Source organism: Stenotrophomonas sp. PvP093 (assembly GCF_017876915.1).
Classification (GTDB): Bacteria; Pseudomonadota; Gammaproteobacteria; order Xanthomonadales; family Xanthomonadaceae; genus Stenotrophomonas; species Stenotrophomonas muris.
This window is the reverse complement of the sequence record NZ_JAGIOX010000004.1, coordinates 3,850,086-3,874,032: the sequence shown is the minus strand read 5'-3', so window position 1 is coordinate 3,874,032 and position 23,947 is coordinate 3,850,086. Positions and strand designations below refer to the sequence as shown.

At 65.0% G+C, this 23,947-nt stretch carries 14 protein-coding genes and 4 tRNA genes; 15 read left to right on the top strand and 3 right to left on the bottom strand.

All coding sequences use genetic code 11. From position 1 onward, the window contains the following. Positions 1–111: 111 nt before the first annotated feature. The 3 genes from J3A72_RS20800 to J3A72_RS20790 all read right to left on the bottom strand — a co-directional run bounded on the left by J3A72_RS20800 (position 112) and on the right by J3A72_RS20790 (position 7,002). On the bottom strand, positions 112–1,332 hold the full coding sequence (locus J3A72_RS20800; protein WP_032956914.1) for an EAL domain-containing response regulator: 1,221 nt from the start codon (positions 1,330–1,332) through the stop codon (positions 112–114). Next, entirely contained in the window at positions 1,329–4,100 is a 2,772-nt protein-coding gene (locus tag J3A72_RS20795) for a response regulator (RefSeq protein ID WP_049406781.1), read from the bottom strand. The genes J3A72_RS20800 and J3A72_RS20795 overlap by 4 nt, the downstream gene beginning before the upstream one ends. A gap of 163 nt (positions 4,101–4,263) precedes the next feature. Then, positions 4,264–7,002, bottom strand: a complete 2,739-nt coding sequence (locus tag J3A72_RS20790) for a TonB-dependent receptor (RefSeq protein WP_075077080.1) — start codon at positions 7,000–7,002, stop codon at positions 4,264–4,266. A 169-nt stretch (positions 7,003–7,171) separates the two neighbouring features. Between J3A72_RS20790 and J3A72_RS20785 the strand changes: the two genes are divergently transcribed. From J3A72_RS20785 to rpoC, 15 genes are all read left to right on the top strand, one after another. Further along, positions 7,172–8,191, top strand: a complete 1,020-nt coding sequence (locus J3A72_RS20785) for a cyanophycinase (protein ID WP_049440212.1) — start codon at positions 7,172–7,174, stop codon at positions 8,189–8,191. A gap of 109 nt (positions 8,192–8,300) precedes the next feature. Beyond that, a complete protein-coding gene (locus tag J3A72_RS20780) occupies positions 8,301–9,317 on the top strand; it encodes an isoaspartyl peptidase/L-asparaginase (protein ID WP_014646043.1) in 1,017 nt (338 codons plus the stop codon). 137 nt (positions 9,318–9,454) lie between these two features. Beyond that, a tRNA-Tyr gene (locus tag J3A72_RS20775) sits at positions 9,455–9,540 on the top strand. Positions 9,541–9,564: 24 nt separating this feature from the next. Continuing rightward, positions 9,565–9,638, top strand: a tRNA-Gly gene (locus J3A72_RS20770). A gap of 49 nt (positions 9,639–9,687) precedes the next feature. Next, positions 9,688–9,763 (top strand) — tRNA-Thr (locus J3A72_RS20765). 41 nt (positions 9,764–9,804) lie between these two features. Next, complete coding sequence (gene tuf, locus J3A72_RS20760) at positions 9,805–10,995, top strand: elongation factor Tu (protein ID WP_014036096.1); 1,191 nt, start codon at positions 9,805–9,807, stop codon at positions 10,993–10,995. Positions 10,996–11,097: 102 nt separating this feature from the next. Continuing rightward, positions 11,098–11,173: transfer RNA gene (locus tag J3A72_RS20755), tRNA-Trp, on the top strand. A 49-nt stretch (positions 11,174–11,222) separates the two neighbouring features. After that, a complete protein-coding gene (secE, locus tag J3A72_RS20750) occupies positions 11,223–11,636 on the top strand; it encodes a preprotein translocase subunit SecE (RefSeq protein WP_075075624.1) in 414 nt (137 codons plus the stop codon). 10 nt (positions 11,637–11,646) lie between these two features. Next, positions 11,647–12,207 (top strand): transcription termination/antitermination protein NusG, encoded by a 561-nt coding sequence (gene nusG / locus J3A72_RS20745; RefSeq protein WP_004154362.1) that lies wholly within the window; start codon positions 11,647–11,649, stop codon positions 12,205–12,207. A gap of 258 nt (positions 12,208–12,465) precedes the next feature. Beyond that, positions 12,466–12,894 (top strand): 50S ribosomal protein L11, encoded by a 429-nt coding sequence (gene rplK, locus J3A72_RS20740; RefSeq protein ID WP_004145248.1) that lies wholly within the window; start codon positions 12,466–12,468, stop codon positions 12,892–12,894. 4 nt (positions 12,895–12,898) lie between these two features. Then, positions 12,899–13,597, top strand: coding sequence for a 50S ribosomal protein L1 (gene rplA, locus J3A72_RS20735; protein ID WP_014646045.1), 699 nt, complete (start codon positions 12,899–12,901; stop codon positions 13,595–13,597). Positions 13,598–13,983: 386 nt separating this feature from the next. Further along, positions 13,984–14,520 carry a 50S ribosomal protein L10 gene (gene rplJ, locus J3A72_RS20730; protein WP_010480377.1) on the top strand — a complete coding sequence of 179 codons (537 nt, stop codon included), beginning with the start codon at positions 13,984–13,986 and terminating at the stop codon, positions 14,518–14,520. A gap of 63 nt (positions 14,521–14,583) precedes the next feature. Beyond that, the gene (rplL, locus tag J3A72_RS20725; protein ID WP_014646047.1) at positions 14,584–14,952 is read left to right on the top strand and encodes a 50S ribosomal protein L7/L12; all 369 of its coding nucleotides are present in this window, start codon (positions 14,584–14,586) and stop codon (positions 14,950–14,952) included. A gap of 329 nt (positions 14,953–15,281) precedes the next feature. Then, positions 15,282–19,436 (top strand): DNA-directed RNA polymerase subunit beta, encoded by a 4,155-nt coding sequence (rpoB, locus tag J3A72_RS20720; RefSeq protein WP_053495945.1) that lies wholly within the window; start codon positions 15,282–15,284, stop codon positions 19,434–19,436. Between the two features lie 89 nt (positions 19,437–19,525). Next, a complete protein-coding gene (gene rpoC / locus J3A72_RS20715) occupies positions 19,526–23,749 on the top strand; it encodes a DNA-directed RNA polymerase subunit beta' (protein WP_014646049.1) in 4,224 nt (1,407 codons plus the stop codon). The last annotated feature ends 198 nt before the right edge of the window (positions 23,750–23,947 follow it).

Below are 23,947 nucleotides of genomic sequence, written 5' to 3'. Positions count from 1 at the left end.
GGAAGCGGTCAGCGGCACCATGGGCAGCAACGGAGGGACATCCGCCACCGCTGCACAGACAGGATCGTCAATGCCACTTGATGATTTCGTGAAGCGTACGTGGAATCCGTGTCAGCGCAGGGCGGCTCGCGGCGACTCGTCCAACTGCGGCGCTTCTTCGTCCAGCAGGCGGGTGAACTCGTCGGACGGCAGCGCCTGCGAGATCAGGAAGCCCTGCACCTGGCTGCACCCCAGCTGGCGCAGGGCAGCCAGGTCGGCATCGCTTTCCACGCCCTCTGCCACGATGGTCAGGCCCAGCTGGTTGGCCAGCGCGATCACCGTCGACAGGGTCAGGTGCAAGGCCGGGTCGCGCGCGCATCCGCTGACCAGCGCGCGGTCGATCTTGACCTCGGTGAAAGGGGTATTGACCAGGTTGTGGACCGAGCTCAGGCCCTGCCCGAAATCGTCCTGGGCCAGGCCGAAGCCCTTCATGCGCAGGCGGCAGGCGCCGGCATAGAAGTCGCTGACGTGCCGCGTGGTGCTGTTTTCCATCAGTTCGAAGCACAATTCACCGGGCGTACCGCCGTTGGCCAGGGTCAGTGCCAGCAGTTCGTCGGGCAGGTCCGACTGCTCCAGCAGGTGAGGGGGCAGGTTGATCGATACCGGTACCCGGAACCCTTGCTTGCGCCAGCGTGCCTGCGCGCTGATGCTGGCCTTGAGCATCATCCGCAGAAGATCGCCCTCCAGCCCGTAGCGGCAGATTGCCGGCAGGAAGCTGCCAGCGGCCAGCGTGCCCAGCTGCGGATGTCGCCAGCGCACCAGTGCTTCGGCCGCCACCACGCGTCCTGACTGCAGTGACTTCTTCGGTTGGAACCAGGCCGTCAGGCTGCCATCGGCCATGGCCTGGCGCAGCTGCGATGCATCCGGTTCGGGCGCAGCCGCCGCGCGCGTGGGGGCCTCGCCGGCGGCCGGACGCGCCTGCGCCAAGGCCTCGAACAGGGCGTCCACGTCGGCGGCCGCCACCGGCTTGGGCAGCAGGCCGACCACATCCAGCCCCAGCGATTCGGCCATCAGCCGTGCCGAGGTCATCATCCGCCGCGGGGCCGCGCTGACCACCGCGAGGCGTGGCGGGCGCGGCTGTGCCGCCAGCGCCTGGATGAACTGGATGCCGTCCTGCCCGGGCATCAGCAGGTCGCTGACCACCAGATCGTAGGGCTGGCACGCACACAGCGCGATGGCCGCATCCACGTCTTCGCAGGCGTCGACCTGCACGCCTGCGTGGCTGCCGAACAGATTGGCCAGGAAACCACGCTGGAAGGGCTGGTCTTCCAGGATCAGGACACGCTGGGTCATGCGGGGTCTCCTTGGCGCAGTGAGGTGAGCGCCTTGCGCAGGCGTGCGATGTCGATGGGTTTGCTCAGGTAGCCCTGCATGCCACTGGCCAGGCAGCGCTCGCGCTCCTCGGCAGTGGCATTGGCGGTGGCGCCGATCACCGGCACCGGGTTGCCGTCCTCGCGCAGCTGACGGGCCAACGCGTGGCCGTCCATGCGCGGCATGTTGATGTCGGTCACCACCAGGTCGAAAGACTGCTCTCGGCATCGCTGCAGGGCTTCCACGCCGTCCTGTGCCAGCTCCACGTCGCAGCCGAGGGTGCGCAGCTGCTCGGCCAGGATCACCCGGTTGATCGGGTTGTCTTCGACGGCCAGCACGTGCAGGCCCAGCGGCATCGGCGTTGCCGCGCGCGATGTTTCCGGCAGCGCCGCACGTTGCTGCTGCACGTTGGCCAGTGCATTGCCGATCGCGGTCATCCCATGCAGGGTCACCACCAGGCTGCCATCGGCGGCAACGGTGGGCTGGTCGCCGCCGTCGATCGATGCCACCACGCGAGGGCCTGCCCAGGCCAGCGGCATCCCGGCCTCGCCGTCCATCAGGATCGCGCCGTCATGGTCCAGCAGTGCAGGGTCGCCCTGCAGGGGCTGTGCGTTGGCACCCCAGCGACGCAGCCAGCCGCAGGCACTGTCGACCAGTTCGCGATCACGGCCGCGCACCAGGATCGGCGGCTCCGGCAGCAGGGTCGGGCCATCCTCGGCGGCGGCCAGCACCGGCAAGGGCAGGCGCACGCTGAAGCTGCTGCCCAGGCCGGGCTCGCTCACCACCTGCAGCTCGCCGCTCATCAGGCGCACCAGGCGGTCGCTGATGGACAGGCCCAGCCCGGTGCCCTGTGCACTGGCCGCGCCGCGGACCTGGCGGAACGGTTCGAACAACCGCGCCTGTTCCTCCGCGGCGATGCCCACGCCGGTATCGGTGACCTGCCAGGCGAGCACGCTCGATTCACCTTCGCGCTGTACCTGGCGCACGCGCAGTACCACCCGGCCATGCTCGGTGAACTTGATCGCGTTGCTGAGCAGGTTGCCCAGCACCTGGCGGATGCGGTCGGCATCACCCAGCACGCGCGTGGGCAGGCGCGGGTCGGTGCAGACCAGGATCTGCAGGCCCTTGCAGGTGGCCGAGGCAGCGAAACTGCGCAGCACGCTCTCGGTCAGCTCGCGCGGCGAGAACGGCGCCGGCTCCAGGCTGAGCTGCCCGGATTCGATCTTGGAAACATCCAGCACATCGCTGATCAACTGCAGCAGGACCGATGAGGAACTCTCGATGGTGCGCAGGTACTGCGACTGCCGGGCGTCCAGCGAGGTGTGCCCGAGCAGCTCCAGCGTGCCCAGCACGCCGTAGAGCGGAGTACGGATTTCATGGCTCATGGTGGCCAGGAACGCGCTCTTGGCCTGGTTGGCCGCATCGGCGGCCTGGCGTGCCGACGACAGCGCGGCCTGTGCCTGGCGGTGCCGGGAAATGTCATGGAACACGCACAGCAGCACGTCGTCGCCCTGGTAGCGGCAGGCCGCGTGCAGCACCTGCAGCTGACGACCATCGCGGGTGGTGAATTCCAGTCCACGCCCGCGCTCGCCGGCATGGCCGCGCCATGGCGCCTGCCAGTCGCTGTGTTCGCCTTCTTCGCCAAGCCAGTCGCGTAGCAGCTGGTTGGAGAGCAGCAGCGCGCGGTCGCTGCGGCGCAGGACGCAGATGCCGACCGGCGCCATGTCGATCACCGTCGAACTGAAATCCAGGTTCTCCAGCAGCCTGCGCTGTTGCTGCAGGGCCGGCTGGATCAGCTGGAGGTCCACGCGATGCCGCAGCAGGCGCAGCGCGACGCCGGCCAGCAGCAGCAACAGCGCGCAGACCAGCAGCGGCACCGCCAGGTCACCCAGCAGGAGTTGCGACGGCAGGTGGTAGACCAACCGCCAGCCGTCGTTGCCGACACTTTTCACCAGCGCTACACCGCGCGGAAGCCCGCCACTCCACAGCGTGCCGAAGCTGTCGTCCTGGCGTTCCCGCAGGGTCTTCCAGCCCGCACCATCCAGACGCGGGGTCTGGCTGGACAATGCCGGCTGCCCCGCACGGTCGAGCAGCGCATAGCCGCCGATGCCCTGGCCGTCGATCATGCTCGCCGCCGCCGCGCCATCGAGCAGCAGCACCAGCCACTGCGTCGGATGCGGGCCGGCCTGTACCGGCTGCGCCAATGCAACGCCACTGTCACCCGGGCGCAGCCAGTGCACCGGGTCGGCCGCCTCCAGGCTGCCGCTGCGTGCCTGCAGCGCACGCAGCGATGGCAGGTGCGCCAGGTCCACGTCGACCTCGCCGCCGGCCAGCCAGTGCGTGCCGTGCGCATCGACCAGCAGCAGATGCGTCTGCAGTGCCTGCAGCGTGTGTTCGGCGCGCGCTGACAACAGCAGCCGCTGGCCCGGTTGGCCGCCAGCACCATCCAGCGGCACCTGGCGCATGCCTTCGCTGTCCGCCGCAGGTGCATCCGGGTTGCCCCTCACCACCGAATCGCCCAGATAGCGCAGCAGGGCTTCGCGCTGGTCGAAATAGATCTGGGCCCTGTAGGCCGCTGCATTCATCTCGCGGCGATGGGTCGAGATGTCCTCGGTGAATGCCGTGAGCAGGTAGAAGCCGGCCGCGGCGGCCAGGCAGACGAAGACGCACACGGTCAGGCAGCGCAGCAGCACCGACGCGGTGGTCGATGGCACGGCCTGCTGCAGCGAAGGGCGGGGGAAGCGGAACATGCAACGATGCTAGGGAGCGGCGCGCGCGGCGCGGAATCAGCTGTTTCCTAAAATCCCCGGCTGGCCGGTCGGGCCGGAGCCTGCGCGCGGGTACCGTTCAGGCGGCGGAAAAAAAGAACCCCCGCCGAAGCGGGGGTCTCCTGTATCTGCGCTGGCCGGGCGCTTACAGCGCGCTGCCACCGAACTTGTGGGTGTACTGCAGGTTGATCGTGCGCCCCACGCTGTCGAACCAGGACACGTCGTAGTACGGGTATGCAGTGTAGGTACGGTCCTTCGGCGGCATCTTGTTGAACACATTGACCACCGACAGCGACAGGCGCGAGTGGTCGTCGAAGCGGTACTGCAGCGAGGCGTTGTAGCGATAGGTCGCCTTCACGTACGGGCTGTCGCCGCTGTCCCAGTCGAACACCTGGTCGTAGCTGTCCGAGGTCGGCAGCTTGCCCAGGCGCGAACCGTACACCGTTGCCGACCACGCATCCTTTTCCCAGGTCACGCTCAGGCTGGTCTTGGTGCGTGGGATGTCGAAGCCGCTGTTCACTGCGAACTGGTCTTCGGTGCGGTCGCCCGGGTAGCGCTGGAAGTCATGCTTCTTCACCCAGGTGTGGGTGCCGTTGAAGATGAAGTCGCCGATGCCCGTCTGCAGGCGGTAGCGCAGGCCGACGTCGATGCCGGAGGTGGATTCGCGGGCGACGTTGATCGGCGCCACGCGCACGCCATACAGGCGCCCGTCGTTGCTGCGGGTGATGCGGGCGAGTGCATCCACGCAGGTCGGCGAGGTGATGTCGGCGCTGCCCAGGCGGCAGTTCGCTTCGTTGGCCAGGATCGTGCGCACGTCCATGTCCTGCACCTGGTCGCGCATGTCGATGTCGAACCAGTCCACCGACAGGTCCAGGCCGACGGCCGGCGACCAGACGAAGCCGGCACTCCACGAGGTGCTGGTTTCCGGGTCGAGCTGGCGGTTGCCGGTGCGGCTGCGGATCAGGTTGCGCTCGTAGTCGGCGCAGTCGGTGGCGCCGTCGGCGCGGCAGCTGTACAGGTCTTCGGCGGTGGTCTCATCGTTGCCCGGGCCGGCGAATACATAGTGCAGGTCCGGCGCACGGAACGCGGTGCCATACGAACCGCGCACCAGCAGCGTGTCGATCGGGCGCCATTCCAGGCCACCGCTCCAGGTCGCCTTGCCGATGGTGTGGCCGGAATAGCGGTACTGGTCGTAGCGGCCGGCCACGCTCAGGTTGACCGTTTCGTGCAGCGGCATGCGCAGCTCGGCCGCCGTAGCCCAGCGGTTGCGCGAACCTTGGCCGTCCGAATCCTTCCAGCTGTAATAGTAGTACTGGGTCGCCAGCGGATCAGGATTGAGCGAGTACGCCTGCTGGCCCACTTCCACGATCGCGGCGAAACCGGCGTCACCGCCGGGCAGGCCGAACAGCGCGGAATTGGTCAGAGTGAATGCCGCCGTCTCCGTGCGCGACTTCGGCGTGTAGGTGGTACGCGCGGCGATCGAATCGTACTCGGCGCGGGTCAGCGGCCGGTACAGGCGTGACGGGTCGGCGTTGTAGATCGGGAAACCGTCGTCATCCACGCCCAGCTGCGGGCCGAGGAACAGGTCATTGGCCTTGGCGGCGATGATCTGCGCCCAACTGATCCGCGACTGGTACTGCGAATGGCTCAATGCCGCTTCGTAGTCCCAGTTGCCGGCCAGGTTGCCCTTGAAGCCGGTGGTCACGCTGAAGGTCTTCTGCGTGCTGCGCACCATGGCATTGCGCAGGCCACCCATTTCCTCGGGCGAGAACTGGCGCTGCCAGAACTCGATCTCGCCGGTGGCTTCGTTGTTGAAGTAGCCCGACTCATCGCCGTTGGCGTCCATGCGGCCCCACTTGGTGACGTCGCGCATCAGCGACATCGTGTGGTAGCCCAGCTGCACGTCGGCGAACCACTGCTGGCCATTGTCGAAGTCATGGCTCAACGACGCGTAGCCGTTGGCACCGCGGCGCTTGCTGAGGATGGTGCCGTAGCCGATCGAGCTGTCGCTGCCACAGTAGTAGCCGTACTTCGGGCGGTAGGCGCGGTAGGTGCTGCCCTGGTTCTGGCCGGACAGCGCTTCGCAGGTGGCGGCGCCGGGGTCCAGATAGTCATCGTTGTAGTCGGTGCGCAGGTACGCACGGCGCGCGATGCGCGAACCCTCGGTGGGGCCGTCCTGGGTCGAGTCCTGGATGTCGCGCTCATAGGCCCACAGCGGCGTCTGCGACTGCAGTTCGACGCTGTATACCGCGTTGAAGTTGCCACGGCTGAAACCGCTGGCGATGCTCATGTCGAACGACTCGCCACCGCCTTCAGTGGTGGTGCCCATGCGCATGTCGATCGTGGTGCCGTCGGCCTTCTTCTTCAGGATGAAGTTGACCACGCCGGCGATCGCGTCCGATCCATAGATGGCCGAGGCGCTGCCGGTCAGTACTTCAATGCGCTCGATCATCCCCAGCGGAATGTTGGAGACATCGGTGAAGTTGCTGCGGCCCTTGAACGGCATCGGGAAGTCGGCGATACGGCGGCCATTGACCAGCACCAGCGTGTGGTTCGGGCCCAGGCCGCGCAGGTCCACCTGCTGGGCACCCGGCGAGAAGTCGGCGCCGCTGGAAGACTGCTGGCTCTGCGTCTCACCGCCGTTCTGGGTCATCGCACGCAGCACGTCCGGCACGCTGGTGAAGCCACTGGAGCGGATCTGTTCGGCGTTGATCACCGTGATCGGGGCGGGGCCTTCCACCTGGGCGCGCGGAATGCGCGAACCGGTGACCTGCACCGCGTCCAGTTGTTGTACCGGAGAGGACGCCGGAGCCTGGGCGGCCGCGGAAGCAGCCACACCCATCAACGCTAGCTGGATCGACCACGCCATCGCCTTTCTACGCATGAGGAATTCTCGGAAATGAAGCCGGCCCGCAGAGGAGGGGCCTGTCCCCCATTCAGATTTCCGGAATGGGCGCGCGCATTTAACGCCTTTTTTATGTCCTTGACTACTGGGTCCCCATCTGGCAAAGAGTGAAAACGCTTGCAAGTCGATTTTGTTCAGGGAGATCAAGATGCGACGCGTTCACCGGACCCTGCGTACCCCTGTTGCCTGGCTGGCGCTGCTCATGCTGGCCTGGCCGTCGGCCGCGCCCGCGCAGGATCTGCAGGGCCCGGGCTTTTCCTATTACGAGGTCGGCGACCTTGAGGCCCCACGTCCCGGGCCGCGTGCATCCGCGATGATGCTGATGGGCGGTGGCGAGTGGGTGCCGGATGCCTTCCAGTGGTGGTTGAAGCAGGCCGGCAATGGCCGTGTACTGATCCTGCGTGCCTCCGGTGGCGATGAACTGCAGGACCGCCTGTACCGCGAGATCGGCGGCACCACCGCGGTACAGACGCTGGTCTTCGACAGCCGCCGCGGTGCCGATGATCCAGCCGTGCTGCGCGTGGTCGCTGCGGCCGATGCCATCTTCATTGCCGGCGGCGACCAGTCGCGCTACATCCGCTTCTGGAAGGGCACCGCACTCAACCGCGCGCTCAACGCCCATGTACGCGCCGGCAAGCCGATTGCCGGTACCAGCGCTGGCCTGGCCATCCTCGGCGGCTATGCCTATGGCGCCATGGATGGCGGCAGCATCAGCTCGGCCGGTGCGCTGGCCGATCCGATGGGCAGCGCAGTCACCATGGACAGTGGCTTCCTGCAGATGCCCTACCTGCAGCGCGTGGTCACCGACACCCATTTCGACAAGCGTGACCGCCTTGGCCGCCTCATCGTGTTCGTGGCACGCGCCGCGCAGGACAGCGGCGACCCTGACATCGTCGGCATCGGCGTTGATGAGGACACCGCCCTGTGCGTGGAGCCCGATGGCCAGGCCCAGGTCTACAGCGCTGATGGCGAGGGCAAGGTCTGGGTGGTCAGCCCCGGTCGTGATGCCGATCGCCTGGTCGAGGGCGAACCATTGCGCTTCCATGCCGTTCCGGTGACCGTGGTCGCCAGTGGCAGCCGCATGCGCCTGGACGATTTCCAGGCCGAGGCCGACTACCAGGCCGTGGCCGACATCAGCGACGGCGAGATCGAGTTCACGCTTCGGTAGCGCCGGCCGCTGGCCGGCAACTCACTTTCCCTGAGCTGATGCGCCCCTTGCGGCCAGCGGCCGGCGCTACCCTGCAATCCATTCCCTTGTCCTGCTGGAGACGTACCTGATGAAACTGCGCCTGGCGCTGTCCGCGCTGCTGTCCTTGCCATTGATCGCCCAGGCCGCCCCGGCTGCGTCGCCATTGCTGGTCATCCATGGCGGCGCCGGCGTCGAACGCAAGGACCTGTCGCCGGCCGAAGAGAAGGCTGCGCGCGATGCGTTGCGCGCCGCACTGCTGAAAGGCCATGCCGAACTGGCGGCCGGTCGTCCGGCGCTTGCAGCGGTCACTGCGGCAATCACCGTGCTGGAGGACGACCCGACCTTCAACGCTGGCAAGGGCGCAGTGTTCACCCATGACGGCCACAACGAGCTGGATGCGGCGGTGATGGACGGTGCCACCCAGGCAGCAGGTGCGGTGGCCGGCGTGCAGCGGGTGCGTAACCCGATCCTGCTGGCGCAGACCGTGATGCAGAAGTCCAGGCACGTGATGATGGTAGGGCAGGGTGCCGAAGCCTTCGCGGTGGAGCAGGGCATTGCTCTGGTTGATCCCTCCTACTTCCGCACGGAGAAGCGTTGGCAGCAGCTGCAGCGCGCGCTTAAGGAAGAGGCCAATGGCCAGGCCCATGCCGACCTGGAGACCGCAAAGCACTTCGGTACCGTCGGTGCGGTCGCGCTGGATGCGCAGGGGCAGCTGGCCGCCGGCACCTCCACGGGCGGCATGACCAACAAGCGCTATGGCCGGGTGGGTGACTCGCCGATCATCGGCGCCGGCACCTGGGCCGATGCGCGCTGTGCGGTGTCGGGCACCGGCTGGGGCGAGTACTACATCCGCACTGCGGCCGCGCACGAGATCTGTGCGCGCATGCGCTACCAGGGGCAGAGCCCGGAGCAGGCCGGCAAGGGCGTGATCAACGAGACGATTCCGCAGATGGGCGGCGACGGTGGTGCGATCGTGCTTGCCGCGGACGGCAGAATGGCCACGCCGTTCAACACCCAGGGCATGTATCGGGGCTGGATCGGCGCCGACGGAGTCCCCCATGTCGCAATTTTCGCCAGCGAGACCCTGCCGGTCCCCGGTCAATAACCTTGCGTATCAATGGGTTTGCGACAACGTGTGAAAAAGATGGAAAAAAGCGTTGACAGCCCCCCGTCCCATCAGCAGAATAAGCGGCTCACCACCACACACCGCAACGCTTCGGCGGCAACGGAATGGGGTGGTAAGGAGGGATACCCAAGCGGCCAACGGGGGCAGACTGTAAATCTGCTGGCTTACGCCTTCGGTGGTTCGAATCCACCTCCCTCCACCAGTTTCACGTTGTGACATTCCCGGCGCGGGAGTAGTTCAATGGTAGAACCTCAGCCTTCCAAGCTGATGGTGCGGGTTCGATTCCCGTCTCCCGCTCCATTGAATGAACTTTGAATCTTATCGAGTTCATGTCATAATGCAAAACTCGGCTCACGTAGCTCAGTCGGTAGAGCACTTCCTTGGTAAGGAAGAGGTCGAAGGTTCGATTCCTTTCGTGAGCACCATCTTAAGCATCACCTCTCAGACGAATTCGAGATAAGCAGCCATGGCCAAGGGTAAGTTCGAGCGCACCAAGCCGCACGTCAATGTCGGCACCATCGGTCACGTCGACCACGGCAAGACCACGCTGACCGCCGCACTGACCAAGATCGGTGCCGAGCGCTTCGGTGGCGAGTTCAAGGACTACTCCTCGATCGACGCCGCGCCGGAAGAAAAGGCTCGTGGTATCACGATCTCGACCGCGCACGTCGAATACGAATCCCCGATCCGTCACTACGCCCACGTTGACTGCCCGGGCCACGCTGACTACGTCAAGAACATGATCACCGGTGCCGCCCAGATGGACGGCGCGATCCTGGTGTGCTCGGCCGCTGACGGCCCGATGCCGCAGACTCGTGAGCACATCCTGCTGTCGCGCCAGGTCGGCGTGCCGTACATCGTCGTGTTCCTGAACAAGGCCGACATGGTCGACGACGCCGAGCTGCTCGAGCTGGTCGAGATGGAAGTGCGCGAACTGCTGAGCAAGTACGAGTTCCCGGGCGACGACACCCCGATCATCGCCGGTTCGGCCCGCCTGGCGCTGGAAGGCGACCAGAGCGACATCGGCGTGCCGGCCATCCTGAAGCTGGTCGACGCGCTGGACAGCTGGATTCCGGAGCCGGAGCGTGCGATCGACAAGCCGTTCCTGATGCCGGTGGAAGACGTGTTCTCGATCTCGGGGCGCGGCACCGTGGTGACCGGTCGTATCGAGCGCGGCGTGATCAAGGTTGGCGACGAAATCGAAATCGTCGGCATCCGTCCGGTGCAGAAGACCACCGTGACCGGCGTTGAAATGTTCCGCAAGCTGCTGGACCAGGGTCAGGCAGGCGACAACGCTGGCCTGCTGCTGCGCGGCACCAAGCGTGACGACGTCGAGCGTGGCCAGGTGCTGGCCAAGCCGGGCACGATCAAGCCGCACACCAAGTTCGAAGGCGAAGTGTACGTCCTGTCGAAGGACGAAGGCGGCCGCCACACCCCGTTCTTCAACGGCTACCGTCCGCAGTTCTACTTCCGCACCACCGACATCACCGGCGCAGCTGCTCTGCCGGAAGGCGTCGAAATGGTGATGCCGGGTGACAACGTCAAGATGGTCGTCACCCTGATCAACCCGGTGGCAATGGATGAAGGCCTGCGCTTCGCCATCCGCGAAGGCGGCCGTACCGTCGGCGCCGGCGTGGTCTCGAAGATCATCGAGTAAGCCTGCAGTACCGGTGGTTGCATAGCGCCGCCGGTTACGCGAATGGCGGGCCGGGAACCTCGGTCCGCCTTCGCCGTCTAAGGGAAGGCAAGTTTTCAACGTACGCCAGTAGCTCAATTGGCAGAGCAGCGGTCTCCAAAACCGCAGGTTGGGGGTTCGAGTCCCTCCTGGCGTGCCATCTGCCCACCTTACCCAGCGGCCTGCGCCGCTAAAGCAGACACAGCCGGATGAATAGCAAGATCGAACACTCCAAGGACAACTCCGCCCATGGCGGGGATATCGTCAAGTACGTCGCCGCATCGTTGCTGGTGCTGGCCGGTCTGTTCGTCTGGTTCTGGTTCTCCGCCGACTCCGGTCGCGCCGCCCAGCTGGGTGCGTGGGCGGGTCAGGTGCGTGCGTTGGCGGTCGTGGTCGGTCTGGTTGGCGGTATCGGCGTGTTCATGCTGACCGGCAAGGGGCGCGACACCCGCGAATTCCTCTCCGAGTCGCGCTTCGAACTGCGCAAGGTGGTCTGGCCGACGCGCCAGGAAGCCATCCGCATGACCTGGGTCGTGATCGTCGTGGTGCTCATCCTCAGCCTGCTGCTGGGTGGCTTCGACTTCCTGATCCAGAAACTGACTCAGTGGTTCCTGAGCCGCTAAGGAGAATTGCATGAAGCGTTGGTACGTCGTTCACGCCTATTCGGGCTTCGAGAAGTCGGTGGCGCAGGCCCTGCGCGATCGCATCGTCCGTGATGGCATGGAAGAGCGCTTCGGCGACGTTCTGGTTCCGACCGAAGAAGTGGTCGAGATGCGCGCTGGCCAGAAGCGCCGCTCCGAGCGCAAGTTCTTCCCGGGCTATGTGCTGGTCCAGATCGAGACCCACGAAGAAGCCGGCATTCCGCGCATCGACAACGAAAGCTGGCATCTGGTCAAGGAAACCCCGCGCGTGATGGGCTTCATCGGCGGTACCGCTGATCGCCCGCTGCCGATCGCCGATTCCGAGGCCGAGGCCATCCTGAACCGCGTTCAGGAAGGTGTCGAGAAGCCGCGTCCCAAGGTGCTGTTCGAGCCGGGCCAGATGGTCCGCGTCACCGACGGTCCGTTCAATGATTTCAATGGCGTCGTCGAAGAAGTCAACTACGAGAAGAGCCGTCTGCGCGTCTCGGTGCTGATCTTCGGTCGTGCGACCCCGGTCGAGCTCGAGTTCGGCCAGGTCGAAAAGGCCGTCTGACCTGCCTGTGGCGTCGAGCATGGCTCGGCGTCGGACCAGAAACCGGGCCTGGCCCGGTTTCGTTCGTTTACCTGCCGCTTCAGGCATGTGAAGAAAAAACCTGTTATAGTGCGCGGCTCCCTGCTGGGAAAGCCAGCAGAACGAGGCCGCCGCTAGGTGGCCTTCAGCATGATTTCAAAACGCGATGCCGGGACGCGTGATTCCCGGTCCGATGGGGAGCCTGTTGTCGAAAGGCGCTAGCACCCGGAGAGCACTCACATGGCAAAGAAAGTTGTCGGTTACATCAAGCTGCAGGTGAAGGCCGGTCAGGCCAACCCCTCGCCGCCGGTCGGTCCTGCGCTGGGTCAGCGTGGTCTGAACATCATGGAATTCTGCAAGGCGTTCAACGCTGCCACGCAGAAGCTCGAGCCGGGTCTGCCGGTTCCGGTGATCATTACGGCCTACTCGGACCGTACGTTCACCTTCATCACCAAGAGCACCCCGGCTACCACCCTGCTGAAGAAGGCCGCTGGCATCTCGTCGGGCTCCAAGCGCCCGAACACCGAGAAGGTCGGCAAGGTCACCCGTAAGCAGCTGGAAGAGATCGCCAAGGCGAAGGAACCGGATCTGACTGCCGCCGACCTGGACGCCGCCGTGCGTACCATCGCTGGCTCTGCCCGTTCCATGGGCCTCGTGGTGGAGGGTTAATAAGATGGCACAGACCAAGCGTGAGAAGGCCATCAAGGCCGCCGTCGTTCCGGGCAAGGCGTACGCCTTCGAGGACGCGATCAACATCCTGAAGACCGCCACCAAGGCCAAGTTCGTCGAGTCGATCGACGTTGCCGTGCGCCTGGGCGTCGATGCGAAGAAGTCCGACCAGCAGGTCCGTGGCTCCACCGTGCTGCCGGCCGGTACCGGCAAGTCGGTCCGCGTCGCCGTGTTCGCTCCGGCCGGTGCCAAGGCTGACGAAGCCCTGGCCGCTGGCGCCGAAGCCGTCGGTATGGACGATCTGGCCGAGAAGATGCAGGCCGGTGATCTGAACTATGACGTCGTCATCGCGACCCCGGACGCCATGCGTGTCGTCGGTAAGCTGGGCACCGTGCTGGGCCCGCGCGGCCTGATGCCGAACCCGAAGGTCGGCACCGTTTCCCCGAACCCGGGTGAAGCCGTGAAGAACGCCAAGTCGGGTCAGGTCCGTTACCGCACCGACAAGGCCGGCATCATCCACTGCACCATCGGCAAGGCCGACTTCGCCGAAGACGCGCTGAAGTCGAACCTGACCGCGCTGCTGCTGGACCTGATCAAGGCCAAGCCGGCCACCTCGAAGGGCACCTACCTGCAGAAGGTTTCGGTCAGCTCGACGATGGGCCCGGGCGTCACCGTCGACCAGTCGTCGCTGACCCTGAAGTAATTGTTTCAAGCGGTCACGGTACCTTCGGTGCCGTGACCGTGACATTTGAAGGCATCGCTGGCAGTGCATCGCCTGCGGTAGCCGTCAAAGACCGCAGGCGCGGTCGTGGCAATACCGGCGACGGGCACGGAAGCTCGATCTGGCAAGGAGTCGCCGCCGGAGCAGTCATGAGCGCTTAATCGATTCCCCGGAATCACCCTGCGTAGATGGTGCCCTTCTGGAGTTTTTCTGGTTCACGCACGTCTGGGTTTCCCAGGTTGGCCCACTCCAGGTCTAGAACGGCCCACCCCCGGAACATCATCCCGATGTTCCCGGCGTCCAGGACGGATGCCGCACAGGACCGCACACGGCAGGAGCCGTAAGCGGAGTTCAATAGGAGGAGTGCAATGGCTCTCAATCTGTCCCAGAAGCAAGAAGTAGTCGCCGAGCTGGCAGACGTCGCCGCCAAGGCCCACTCCTTGATCGCAGCCGAATACGCTGGCACCACGGTCGCCCAGATGACCGCGATGCGCAAGCAGGCTCGTGAAACCGGTGTTTTCTTGAAGGTTGTCAAGAACACCCTGGCTTCGCGCGCCGTTGAAGGCACCGAGTTCGCAGTCGCACAGGACCAGATGGTTGGTCCGCTGCTGTACGCGTTCTCGCTCGAGGAGCCCGGCGCTGCCGGTCGCCTGATCAAGGAAGCCGCCAAGGGCAACGACAAGCTGAAGGCTAAGGTCGTCGCCATCGGTGGCGAAGTGTTCCCGGCAAGCCACGTCGAAGTGCTGGCCTCGCTGCCGACCCGCGACCAGGCCCTGGCCATGCTGGCCCGCGTCCTGACCGAGCCGGTCACGATGTTTGCCCGCGCCATCAAGGCCGTTGGCGAGAAGCAGGGGGGTGGCGATGTCGCCGCCGACGCTGCCGAGCCGGCCGCCGAGACCGCCTGAGTTTCGACTTACCGTGGTTCCTGACGGAACCTCAACCCAGAAAATCATCCAAAGGTATTAATCATGTCCCTTACCAACGAACAGATCGTCGACGCCATCGCCGAGAAGTCCCTGATGGAAGTGATGGAGCTGGTCAAGGCCATCGAAGAGAAGTTCGGCGTCTCCGCCGCTGCTCCGGTTGCCGTGGCTGCTGCCGCTGGCCCGGCCGCTGCTGTTGAAGAGCAGACCGAGTTCACCGTCACCCTGAAGACCGCCGGCGAGAAGAAGGTCGAGGTCATCAAGGCCGTCCGCGCCATCACCGGCCTGGGCCTGAAGGAAGCGAAGGACCTGGCCGAAGCCGGTGGCGTCCTGAAGGAAGGCGCTTCGAAGGAAGACGCCGAGAAGATGAAGAAGGACCTGGAAGCTGCTGGCGCGACTGTCGAAGTCAAGTAAGCAGTTACCTTGCATCGTCACCGATTCACGGCGATGCAGCCAAGGCTGGGGGCGTAAGCCCCCGGCCTTTGGTCGTTGTTGCGGTACCGGTAGGGTCGACTGTTAGTCGACTGTTTCAAAAGCAGGAAAAAGCCCAACACGGGCTGCAGTCAAACCCCGGCAGGCCAGCGCACGGCGCGGCAGCGGGGGAGTGGTAGCAGACGAGTTGGCAGTTGGAAGTAGCGGGAGAAGGCGTGCTGGTGCCGGCAATACCAGCGACTTCCAACTGACAATTTCAAGTTCCCTTCGGATCGTGGGCGCACGATCCGCACAACAAGGTGGAAGACCTCATGACGTCCTATTCGTTCACCGAAAAAAAGCGTATCCGCAAGGATTTCGGCAAGCAGCGCTCGATTCTCGAAGTGCCGTTCCTGCTCGCCATCCAGGTGGATTCCTATCGTGAATTCCTGCAGGAAAACGTCGATCCGGCCAAGCGCACGGACCACGGCCTGCACGCTGCGCTGAAGTCGGTCTTCCCGATCGCCAGCTACAGCGGCAATGCTGCCCTGGAATACGTCGGCTACAAGCTGGGCGAACCGGTCTTCGACGAGCGTGAGTGCCGCCAGCGCGGCATGAGCTACGGCGCCCCGCTGCGCGTGACCGTGCGCCTGGTGATCTACGACCGTGAGTCGTCGACCAAGGCCATCAAGTACGTGAAGGAGCAGGAGGTCTATCTGGGCGAAATCCCGCTGATGACCGAGAACGGCACCTTCATCGTCAACGGCACCGAGCGCGTCATCGTCTCGCAGCTGCACCGCTCGCCGGGCGTGTTCTTCGACCACGACCGTGGCAAGACCCACAGCTCGGGCAAGCTGCTGTACAGCGCCCGCATCATTCCTTACCGCGGTTCCTGGCTGGACTTCGAGTTCGACCCGAAGGACGCGCTGTTCACCCGTATCGACCGTCGCCGCAAGCTGCCGGTGTCGATCCTGCTGCGCGCGCTCGGCTACAGCAACGAAGAGATGCTGGCCGAGTTCTTCGAGATCAACACCTTCCACATCAACCCGGATGAAGGCGTCCAGCTGGAGCTGGTGCCGGAGCGCCTGCGTGGCGAAACCCTGGGCTTCGACCTCGCCGACGGCGACAAGGTCATCGTGGAAGCCGGCAAGCGCATCACCGCGCGCCACATCAAGCAGCTGGAAGCCTCGGGCATCGCCGCCCTGGCCGTGCCGGACGACTACATCGTCGGCCGCATCCTGTCGCACGACGTGGTCGATGCCTCGACCGGCGAACTGCTGGCCCAGGCCAACGACGAGATCAGCGACGAGCAGCTGCAGGCCTTCCGCAAGGCCGGCGTCGATGCGGTCGGCACCCTGTGGGTGAACGACCTGGATCGTGGCCCGTACCTGTCCAACACCCTGCGCATCGATCCGACCAAGACCCAGCTGGAAGCCCTGGTCGAGATCTACCGCATGATGCGTCCGGGCGAGCCGCCGACCAAGGATGCCGCGCAGAACCTGTTCCACAACCTGTTCTTCACCTTCGAGCGCTACGACCTGTCCGCGGTCGGCCGCATGAAGTTCAACCGTCGCGTGGGCCGCAAGGAAACCACCGGCGAAGCCGTGCTGTACGACAGCAAGTACTTCGGTGAGCGCAACGACGAAGAGTCCAAGCGCCTGGTCGCCGCCCACGGCGACAGCTCCGACATCCTGGACGTGATCAAGGTCCTGACCGAGATCCGCAACGGTCGCGGCGTGGTCGATGACATCGATCACCTGGGCAACCGTCGCGTGCGTTCGGTCGGTGAAATGGCCGAGAACGTGTTCCGCGTCGGCCTGGTCCGCGTCGAGCGCGCGGTCAAGGAGCGCCTGTCGATGGCCGAGTCGGAAGGCCTGACCCCGCAGGAACTGATCAACGCCAAGCCGGTCGCCGCTGCCATCAAGGAGTTCTTCGGCTCCTCGCAGCTGTCGCAGTTCATGGACCAGAACAACCCGCTGTCGGAAGTGACTCACAAGCGTCGCGTCTCGGCCCTGGGCCCGGGCGGTCTGACCCGTGAGCGCGCCGGCTTCGAAGTGCGCGACGTGCACCCGACCCATTACGGCCGCGTCTGCACCATCGAAACCCCGGAAGGCCCGAACATCGGCCTGATCAACTCGCTGGCCGTGTACGCCCGCACCAACCAGTACGGTTTCCTCGAGACCCCGTACCGCAAGGTCGTGGACGGCAAGGTCTATGACGAAGTCGAGTTCCTGTCGGCGATCGAAGAAAACGAGTACGTCATTGCGCAGGCCAACGCCCTGACCAATGCCGACAGCGTGCTGACCGAGCAGTTCGTTCCGTGCCGCTTCCAGGGCGAATCGCTGCTGAAGCCGCCGGCGGAAGTCCACTTCATGGACGTCTCGCCGATGCAGACCGTGTCGATCGCGGCCGCGCTGGTTCCGTTCCTGGAGCACGATGACGCCAACCGCGCACTGATGGGCGCCAACATGCAGCGTCAGGCCGTGCCGACCCTGCGTGCGCAGAAGCCGCTGGTGGGTACCGGCATCGAGCGCGCCGTGGCGCGCGACTCGGGCGTGACCGTGAACGCCCGCCGTGGCGGCGAGATCGTGCAGATCGACGCGGCCCGCATCGTGGTCAAGGTCAACGAGGAAGAGATCGTTGGCGCCACCGACGCAGGCGTGGACATCTACAACCTGGTCAAGTACACCCGTTCGAACCAGAACACCTGCATCAACCAGCGTCCGCTGGTCCAGGTCGGTGACGTCATCGCCCGCGGCGACGTGCTGGCCGACGGTCCGTCCACCGACATCGGCGAACTGGCCCTCGGCCAGAACATGCTGATCGCGTTCATGCCGTGGAACGGCTACAACTTCGAAGACTCCATCCTGCTCTCCGAGCGCGTGGTGGAAGAGGATCGTTACACCACGATCCACATCGAAGAGCTGACCTGCGTCGCGCGTGACACCAAGCTGGGGCCGGAGGAAATCTCCGCCGACATCCCGAACGTCTCCGAGCAGGCGCTGAACCGCCTGGACGAGAGCGGCGTGGTGTACATCGGCGCGGAAGTCCGTGCCGGCGACATCCTGGTCGGCAAGGTCACCCCGAAGGGCGAAAGCCAGCTGACCCCGGAAGAGAAGCTGCTGCGCGCGATCTTCGGCGAGAAGGCTTCGGACGTGAAGGACAGCTCGCTGCGCGTTCCGCCGGGCATGGACGGCACCGTCATCGACGTGCAGGTCTTCACCCGCGACGGCATCGAGAAGGACAAGCGCGCCCGCCAGATCGAAGAGTCTGAAATCAAGCGCGTCAAGAAGGACTTCGACGACCAGTTCCGCATCCTGGAAGCCGCCATCTACATGCGTCTGCGTTCGCAGATCGTGGGCAAGGTGGTCAACGGTGGCGCTGGCCTGAAGAAGGGTGACGTGATCACCGACGCCTTCCTGGACGGCCTGAAGAAGGCTGACTGGTTCGCCCTGCGCATGAAGGACGAGGACGCTTCGGAAGCCATCGAGCGCGCGCAGAAGCAGATCCAGGCGCACGAGAAGGAGTTCGAGCGTCGCTTCGCCGACAAGCGCGGCAAGATCACCGCCGGTGACGACCTCGCTCCGGGCGTTCTGAAGATGGTCAAGGTGTTCCTGGCCGTGAAGCGCCGCATCCAGCCGGGCGACAAGATGGCTGGCCGCCACGGCAACAAGGGTGTGGTCTCCAACGTGGTGCCGGTCGAGGACATGCCGTACATGGCCTCGGGCGAAACCGTGGACATCGTGCTGAACCCGCTGGGCGTGCCGTCGCGCATGAACATCGGCCAGATCCTGGAAGTGCACCTGGGCTGGGCCGCCAAGGGTCTGGGTCGCAAGATCCAGGCGATGATGGAAGCCCAGGCGGCGGTCGCCGACCTGCGCAAGTTCCTGGACGACATCTACAACCACGACGACACCAACGTGGCCAACCGTGTCGACCTGTCGCAGTTCAGCGACGAGGAACTGCTGCGCCTGGCGCGCAACCTGACCGACGGCGTGCCGATGGCTACCCCGGTGTTCGACGGCGCCACCGAAGCGGAAATCAAGCGCATGCTGGAACTGGCCGACCTGCCGAGCAGCGGCCAGACCCAGCTGTACGACGGCCGCACCGGTGAAGCCTTCGATCGCCACACCACCGTTGGCTACATGCACTACCTGAAGCTGAACCACCTGGTCGACGACAAGATGCACGCGCGTTCGACCGGTCCGTACTCGCTCGTCACCCAGCAGCCGCTGGGCGGCAAGGCGCAGTTCGGCGGCCAGCGCTTCGGTGAAATGGAAGTCTGGGCGCTGGAAGCCTACGGCGCGGCCTACACCCTGCAGGAAATGCTGACGGTGAAGTCCGATGACGTGCAGGGCCGCAACCAGATGTACAAGAACATTGTCGACGGTGAGCACGAGATGGTCGCGGGCATGCCGGAATCCTTCAACGTGCTCGTGAAGGAAATCCGCTCGCTGGCCATCAACATGGAACTGGAAGACAACTGATCCATGCCGGCGCGGCGGCCTCCGCCGCCGCGCCGCTGGCAGTCAACTGAAAGCCCATCGACACAGCATTCCTCCTTCTGGAGAACACCATGAAAGACCTGCTCAACCTCTTCAACCAGCAGCGCCAGACGCTGGACTTCGACGCGATCAAGATCGCGCTGGCCTCGCCGGACCTGATCCGTTCGTGGTCCTTCGGCGAAGTGAAGAAGCCGGAAACCATCAACTACCGTACCTTCAAGCCGGAACGCGACGGCCTGTTCTGCGCCGCCATCTTCGGCCCGGTGAAGGACTACGAGTGCCTGTGCGGCAAGTACAAGCGCATGAAGCACCGCGGCGTGGTCTGCGAAAAGTGCGGCACCGAAGTGACCCTGGCCAAGGTGCGCCGTGAGCGCATGGGCCACATCGACCTGGCGTCGCCGGTCGCGCACATCTGGTTCCTGAAGTCGCTGCCGTCGCGCATCGGCCTGATGCTGGACATGACCCTGCGCGATATCGAGCGCGTGCTGTACTTCGAAGCGTACGTGGTGACCGAGCCGGGCCTGACCGCCCTGGAGCGCCGCCAGCTGCTGACCGAAGAACAGTACCTGCAGGCCCGCCAGGAGCACGGTGACGACTTCGACGCCGCCATGGGCGCCGAGGCCGTGTACGAACTGCTGCGCACGATCGACCTGCAGTCGGAAATGACCCGCCTGCGCGAGGAAATCGCCGCTACCGGCTCGGAAACCAAGCTCAAGCGCCTCACCAAGCGCATCAAGCTGATCGAGGCCTTCCTGGAATCGGGCAACCGTCCGGAATGGATGGTCATGACCGTGCTGCCGGTGCTGCCGCCGGACCTGCGCCCGCTGGTCCCGCTGGATGGCGGCCGCTTCGCGACCTCCGACCTGAACGACCTGTACCGCCGCGTCATCAACCGCAACAACCGCCTGCGCCGCCTGCTCGAGCTGAGCGCGCCGGACATCATCGTGCGCAATGAAAAGCGCATGCTGCAGGAATCGGTCGATGCGCTGCTGGACAACGGCCGTCGCGGCCGTGCCATCACCGGCACCAACAAGCGCCCGCTGAAGTCGCTGGCCGACATGATCAAGGGCAAGCAGGGTCGCTTCCGCCAGAACCTGCTCGGCAAGCGCGTCGACTACTCGGGCCGTTCGGTCATCGTGGTCGGTCCGTACCTGCGCCTGCATCAGTGCGGCCTGCCGAAGAAGATGGCGCTGGAGCTGTTCAAGCCGTTCGTCTTCGCCAAGCTGCAGCGTCGTGGCCTGGCCACCACCATCAAGGCCGCCAAGAAGCTGGTCGAGCGCGAAGAAGCCGAAGTCTGGGACATCCTGGAAGAGGTCATCCGCGAGCATCCGGTGATGCTGAACCGTGCGCCGACCCTGCACCGTCTGGGCATCCAGGCGTTCGAGCCGGTGCTGATCGAAGGCAAGGCCATCCAGCTGCACCCGCTGGTCTGCACCGCGTTCAACGCCGACTTCGACGGTGACCAGATGGCCGTCCACGTGCCGCTCTCGCTGGAAGCCCAGCTGGAAGCGCGTGCGCTGATGATGTCGACCAACAACATCCTGTCGCCGGCCAACGGCGAGCCGATCATCGTGCCGTCGCAGGACGTCGTGCTGGGTCTGTACTACATGACCCGCTCGCTGGAAAACAAGAAGGGCGAGGGCATGGCCTTCGCCAACATCGCCGAAGTGAAGCGTGCCTACGACAACCGCGTGGTGGAACTGCACGCCAAGGTCAAGGTCCGCATCACCGAGGTGGTGACCGACGAAGACGGCAACAAGCAGAACAAGACCTCGATCGTGGACACCACGATCGGTCGCGCCCTGCTGGCTGAAATCCTGCCGGAAGGCCTGCCGTTCGCGCTGGCCAACACCGAGCTGACCAAGAAGAACATCAGCCGCCTGATCAACTCCAGCTACCGCCAGCTGGGCCTGAAGGACACGGTCGTGTTCGCCGACAAGCTGATGTACACCGGCTTCGCCTACGCGACCCGCGCCGGCGTCTCGATCGGCATCGACGACATGCTGATCCCGGACGAGAAGAAGGGCATCCTCACCGAGGCCGAAGCCGAAGTGCTGGAAATTCAGGAGCAGTACCAGTCGGGCCTGGTCACCGCCGGCGAGCGCTACAACAAGGTGGTCGACATCTGGTCGCGCACCAACGAGCGCATCGCCAAGGCGATGATGGACACCATCGGTACCGAGAAGGTGGTCAATGCCAAGGGCGAGACCATCGACCAGAAGTCGATGAACTCGCTGTACATCATGGCCGACTCCGGTGCGCGTGGTTCGCAGGCGCAGATCCGTCAGCTGGCCGGCATGCGCGGCCTGATGGCCCGCCCGGACGGCTCGATCATCGAGACGCCCATCAAGGCGAACTTCCGCGAAGGCCTGAACGTGCAGGAGTACTTCAACTCCACCCACGGTGCCCGTAAGGGTCTGGCCGATACCGCGCTGAAGACCGCGAACTCGGGTTACCTGACCCGTCGTCTGGTCGACGTCGCGCAGGACGTGGTGATCACCGAGGTGGATTGCGGTACCACCGAAGGCCTGATCATGACCCCGATCGTGGAAGGCGGCGACGTGGTCGAGCCGCTGAAGGACCGCGTGCTGGGCCGCGTGGTCGCCGAGGACGTGTTCCTGCCGGGCAACGACGAGGATCCGATCGTCACCCGCAACACCCTGCTCGACGAAGCCTGGGTCGCCAAGCTGGAAGATGCCGGCGTGCAGACCATCAAGGTCCGCTCGACCATCTCCTGCGAATCGGCGTTCGGTGTCTGCTCGCGCTGCTACGGCCGCGACCTGGCCCGTGGCCACCTGGTCAACATCGGTGAAGCGGTCGGCGTCATCGCCGCGCAGTCCATCGGTGAGCCGGGTACCCAGCTGACCATGCGTACGTTCCACATCGGTGGTGCGGCGTCGCGAGCTGCAGCGGTCGACAACATCACCGTCAAGACCACCGGCTCGGTCAAGTTCAGCAACCTCAAGTCGGTCGAGCATGCCAACGGCTCGCTGGTCGCAGTGTCGCGCTCGGGCGAAATCTCGGTGCTCGATGCCCACGGCCGTGAGCGTGAGCGTTACAAGCTGCCGTACGGTGCGACCATCACGTCCAAGGACGGTGATGCGATCAAGGCTGGCCAGACCGTGGCCAACTGGGATCCGCATAACCACCCGATCGTGTCGGAAGTGGCCGGCTTCATCCGCTTCATCGACTTCGTTGATGGCATCACCGTCATCGAGAAGACTGACGAGCTGACCGGCCTGGCTTCGCGCGAAATCACCGATCCGAAGCGTCGTGGTACCCAGGCCAAGGACCTGCGCCCGATCGTGCGCATCGTCGACGCCAAGGGCAACGACCTGTCGATTCCGGGCACCGACCTGCCGGCGCAGTACCTGCTGCCGCCGCGTTCGATCGTCAACCTGCAGGACGGCGCCCCGGTGGGCGTGGGCGACGTCGTCGCCAAGATCCCGCAGGAAGCGTCGAAGACCCGCGACATCACCGGTGGTCTGCCGCGCGTGGCCGACCTGTTCGAAGCGCGCAAGCCGAAGGATCCGGCGGTGCTGGCCGAGCGTTCGGGCATCATCAGCTTCGGTAAGGACACCAAGGGCAAGCAGCGCCTGATCATCAAGGACACCGATGGTTCGGAGCACGAAGAGCTGATCCCGAAGTACCGCCAGGTCATCGTGTTCGAAGGCGAGCATGTCACCAAGGGTGAAACCATCGTGGACGGCGAGCCGAGCCCGCAGGACATCCTGCGCCTGCTGGGCGTCGAGCCGCTGGCGGCCTACCTGGTGAAGGAAATCCAGGACGTGTACCGCCTGCAGGGCGTGAAGATCAACGACAAGCACATCGAGGTGATCACCCGCCAGATGCTGCGCAAGGTCGAGATCACCGATCAGGGCAGCAGCAAGTTCCTGAACGGCGAACAGGTGGAGCGTCAGCGCGTTATCGAGGAAAATGCGCGCCTGTCGGCCCGCAACGAGCTGCCGGCGCACTTCGATCCGGTCCTGCTGGGTATCACCAAGGCGTCGCTGGCGACCGAATCGTTCATCTCGGCCGCTTCGTTCCAGGAAACCACCCGCGTGCTGACCGAAGCGGCCGTCCGCGGCACCTCGGACAACCTGCGTGGCCTGAAGGAAAACGTCATCGTGGGTCGCCTGATTCCGGCCGGTACCGGCCTGGCGTACCACAGCAACCGCCGTCGCGGCGCTTCCGGTCTCACCGAGTCGGAAATGCAGACCCTGGCCGGTACCCCGGCCGCGGTCGAGGCGCCGGTGGTTGAAGCCGAAGCTGAACAGGCGTCGGGCGAAGAATGAGGTAGCCGGTCCGGCCGCAAGGCCGGACCACCCCATCGGTCCATCGACGGGATTGGGAAAGGGCAGGGGAGATCGTCCGCGATCGACCCTGTCAACCTGAACGGGGTACATGGAGGCCCCCCAGTAACGTCCCGGGATCAGGGGCGGGCTTGACAGGAGGCGTTTGACTGCTTTCCTGGCAGGTTGCTACAATCGTCT